This window comes from Mesorhizobium sp. M5C.F.Ca.IN.020.29.1.1 (assembly GCF_003997375.1).
Taxonomy (GTDB): Bacteria; Pseudomonadota; Alphaproteobacteria; order Rhizobiales; family Rhizobiaceae; genus Mesorhizobium; species Mesorhizobium wenxiniae.
Genome location: NZ_RZSW01000577.1, coordinates 1 through 3826, shown reverse-complemented (window position 1 = coordinate 3826; position 3826 = coordinate 1). Strand labels below are relative to the sequence as shown.

General features: G+C 61.1%; 4 protein-coding genes. 2 read left to right on the top strand and 2 right to left on the bottom strand.

What is annotated here, in order from left to right; translation table 11 throughout:
- Positions 1-921 precede the first annotated feature (921 nt).
- Complete coding sequence (locus EOA85_RS29980) at positions 922-1317, bottom strand: nuclear transport factor 2 family protein (protein ID WP_281033803.1); 396 nt, start codon at positions 1315-1317, stop codon at positions 922-924.
- Between the two features lie 383 nt (positions 1318-1700).
- On the opposite strand from EOA85_RS29980, the gene EOA85_RS29975 reads away from it, so the two are divergent.
- Entirely contained in the window at positions 1701-2096 is a 396-nt protein-coding gene (locus EOA85_RS29975; RefSeq protein WP_127212156.1) for an acyl-CoA thioesterase, read from the top strand.
- A gap of 509 nt (positions 2097-2605) precedes the next feature.
- Here the strand turns inward: EOA85_RS29975 and EOA85_RS29965 are convergent.
- Positions 2606-2974, bottom strand: coding sequence for a helix-turn-helix domain-containing protein (locus EOA85_RS29965; protein WP_164759973.1), 369 nt, complete (start codon positions 2972-2974; stop codon positions 2606-2608).
- A 91-nt stretch (positions 2975-3065) separates the two neighbouring features.
- Here EOA85_RS29965 and EOA85_RS29960 point away from each other — a divergent pair, with 91 nt between their 5' ends.
- The gene (locus EOA85_RS29960) at positions 3066-3671 is read left to right on the top strand and encodes an NADPH-dependent FMN reductase (protein ID WP_065011992.1); all 606 of its coding nucleotides are present in this window, start codon (positions 3066-3068) and stop codon (positions 3669-3671) included.
- Positions 3672-3826 lie beyond the last annotated feature (155 nt).

The following is a 3826-nucleotide window of genomic DNA, read 5'->3' as shown; positions in this document are numbered from 1 at the left end:
TTCCGGCACCCTCTGTGAAAAAAGCGACCGGTACTTCGTTTGCATTCGGTGTCTTGCCCGAAGCGGCCTTCGCCTCGTGGGAGCATCATACGCCATCATCAGCATTTTGCTTGAAATCATAACGCATGATCGGGCGGGCTGGCACCCTGCGAGCGACGACCCTGAACCCGGCGCGAGCGAAGGTGGCGGCGTATCCACTGCCGGAAGCACTCGGCGATACATCGGCATCAAAAGGATAGGCCTCAAGCGCAGGGGCATTTGCGCGCCTTGCAGCTTGCAGCGCCGCTGCGATCAGGTGGGACGTGACGCCCTGCCGGCGGTATCTTTTTCGCACGTAGAGGCAGGACAAGGACCAGACCGGCGCATCATCCACTCGCCTGAGCTGCCACAGCCGATCGAGCCAGGGCACGGCATCTCGCGGTGTCACCTGGCACCATCCGACAGCAGTATTGCCGTCGAGAGCAAGCACGCCTGGAGGCGGACCAAGCTCGACGGCTTGCCGGAACGCGGCCTTGTTTTCCTCACCTGGTCGCTTTCGATAAGAACTGCCGATACGCCCGTACATACACCAACATCGACTGCAGACGGCGCTCTCATCGAACAGGTCCTCGAGCGCGGACCATAGATCGGGCGTCAGACGGCGAGAGGTAAGTTTCATGTCAGCCTTCCTCAACTCACTCTGCTCAGTCTAGTACCTGCTGGCGCGGTGACGCATCAGCGCCACGACGATACGGGATCGGGAGAAGATCAATATCGAGGGGATTTGGCGCATGGTGCACTACGCGGATGGTCGGCCGATCGCGGAAAAGCATGCATTCCCTTCGGATCAGGGGGCGCACGGGTGGAAAGGCCCTCAAGTCCTGTTGCTTTAGGCGTGAAGAACGACATCAAAATCCCCGGTCCAACGTCGTTCCGGCGACGCTATGGGGTCAAGTCCAAGACTGCTGTCCTGCTCCGCATGTCGACGGGGAGGGAAACGTGCTCGTGCGTGATCGTCCATCTGTCTCCAGCTCGACAAAATGCATTGCTCACGCGCACCCAGTAGTCGACTTTCGCGCCGGTTTTCAGGATGCCACGCGCTCGGATAAGCATCCAGGCGGCGGCAACCGCATCGCCGGCCGCAACATCCAGTTGGCCAAGCTCCTGGCCAATCGGACCAGACCAGCGGGGAAACCAATCCAGGAACCGCTCGCGAAGGGCGTTGGATCCCACATACCGAAGCGGCGGTACGAGGTCGAAATAGACTATGTCGTTGGAGTAAAGGGACATAAGCCACTCGATGTCTTTGGCGCCCATGGCAGCCGATCGACTCTCCAGCAGTTCCCTAATCGCGGCTCCACGCCTGGCATCGTCTCCTCCAATCTCTGCATTTCGCCCGCTTGCCGGGCATCAGGCTGTTCCTCCCACGTTGTCATCAAGGTAACCACCGTTGGTGCTTCCCGACAACCAGTGTTCACCACTTGAACAATCACGGAAATCATCATGGCGCGCGGCGACGCGAGAAACGTGCATGGCGACGCCACAAGCGCCGAGACCTCCCGCACTCGGCTTCACCCGCTACCCGGTCGTCGGCAACGGAACGGCTCAATTGAGCTCATAGCCGAATTTCAAACTGCGACATTGCCGGCTGGTGGCGCGTTGACGCATCATCGCCATCCCGATACGGGATCGGGACGATCGATCTCGAAGGGATTTGGCGCATGGTGCATTATGCGGATGGACGGCCGATGGGCGATCTGACGCTCAGGACGCTTGCCATGCCCTCGGACGCCAATGCGGCGGGCGACATCTTCGGCGGCTGGGTGATGGCGCAGATGGATCTGGCCTGCGGCATCCGCGCCGCCGAGCGCGCCAAGGGCCGAGTGGTGACGGCAGCGGTGAAGGAAATGTCGTTCGCCAAGCCGATGAAGATCGGCGACACGCTGTGCATCTATACTAATGTCGAGCGCGTCGGCCGCACCTCGATGGCTCTCAAGGTCGAGGCCTGGGCGCAGCGCTACCTCTCCGACCTGATGGAGAAGGTCACCCATGCCGATTTCGTCATGGTGGCGCTGGACGGCGAAGGCAAGCCGAAGGCCGTTCCTGCCGAAAGCTGACCGGCTGGATGTCGTCGGCTTAAAGTCGAACGGCAACGCCGCTTCCAGCCTCTCGCAAGGAGATGGGAGCAGCGATGCTGTGTGATGCTTTTCATATTCGCGTTCGCACATTTTCGTGACCATGTCCGGCAGGACATGGCGACAAGACAATGCGTCAACGATTGCTGAACGACGCATTGTGGGCGCGCTTGCGGCCTTGTTCTGTCTGCTGGCCGCAACCGCCTATTCCGAAGTCAAACACGACGAGGCCGAAGCCAGTTGCGCCTCGGAAACTACACCCTCAATCGGCAAGCGAGCAGGTGCGAAATCTGCGTTGCAACGACGTGCCACACCGGCGCGATGAGCGTGAGCAATTGCGGCAAAGGGGCGGCCTGCGCCATCGAAGCAAGGTGGTCAATCGGGGACGAAATCGAAACGGACCGAAAGCCCACTGCGGGCCGGACTGCCGATGCAGCCGTAGAAATCGTATAAGCTACACGCCGCGCACAAACCCTTGCAGCGCAAGAGTTTCAGGCGTGAATCCCATCGAACCTCGCCCGCGCCGCCTTGACCCGCTCGGTGTTCTTGCGCGCCCATTCGCCGAGCGCACCGACCGGCACAAGAAGCTCGTAGCCAAGATCGGTCAGCTCATAGTCGACGCGCGGCGGAATGGTCGGAAACACGGTGCGGGTGACGAAGCCGTCGCGCTCAAGCCCGCGCAATGTGGTGGTCAGCATCTTCTGCGAAATGCCGCCGACGGCGCTGCGCAATTCGTTGAAGCGCAGCGGCCCGTCACCGAGCTTACCGACGACGAGTACGGTCCATTTGTCGCCGACGCGCTGCAGGATTTCCGAGATGGCGCGGCAGTCCTCAGTGCGGTGCAGGTGCCTTGGTAACAAAAAGGTGCCTCCTTGCGCCTCGTGAGTGCAGTCACTCATATAGCTCAGGTATCTAAACGATACCAGAAATTTGCCTGAAGGAGAGCCCTCTATGTCCAAACCCAAAATCGCCATTGTCGTCGGTTCGACCCGCGCCGCACGATTTGCCGACGTTCCGACCCAGTGGATCGCCAAGATCGCCAAGTCGCATGCCGACATCGACGTGGAGGTGGTCGACCTGCGCGACTTCCCGCTGCCGTTTTTTGACGAGGTCGCATCGTCCGCCTGGGCGCCGTCGCAGAATGAAGTGGCAAAGCGCTGGCAGAAGAAGGTCGCCGAGTTCGATGGCTTCATCTTCACCGCCGCCGAATACAACCATGGCCCGACCGCCGTGCTGAAGAACGCGATCGACTACGCCGCCAATGAATGGAATAAGAAGCCGGCCGGCTTCGTCGGCTATGGCAGCGTCGGCGGCGCGCGGGCCGTCGAGCAGCTGAGGCTGCATGCGGTTGAGCTCCAGATGGCGCCGGTCAAGTCCGCCGTCCATATTGCCTGGGCCGATTTCCTCGCCGTCAGGCAAGGTGAAAAGAAGCTCGACGAGCTTGAGCACCTGAACCAGGCGGCGACCGCGCTGGTCAACGACGTTGCATGGTGGGCCAAAGTGCTGAAGGCGGCGCGTCAGGCTGACGCGGTGGCCGAGGAAGTCAAGGCGGCCTGAACCGCAGACCAGAACAATCCTCCCAAGGATTCCGGGGCGGCGCTTGCGTCGCCCCTTTTTGATTAGGCTAAGGCTGGCTGCCGCGGCTGCCGAGGCCTGATGATGCAATCGGCAAGGCGGTCCATTTCGTTCAGCTCACCCGCATGGTGCTGGCC

Excerpts from the sequence above, each read along its gene's own strand:
- EOA85_RS29975 (WP_127212156.1), top strand. The coding sequence starts at position 1,701 with ATGGTGCATTATGCGGATGGACGGCCGATGGGCGATCTGACGCTCAGG.
- EOA85_RS29960 (WP_065011992.1), top strand. The coding sequence starts at position 3,066 with ATGTCCAAACCCAAAATCGCCATTGTCGTCGGTTCGACCCGCGCCGCA.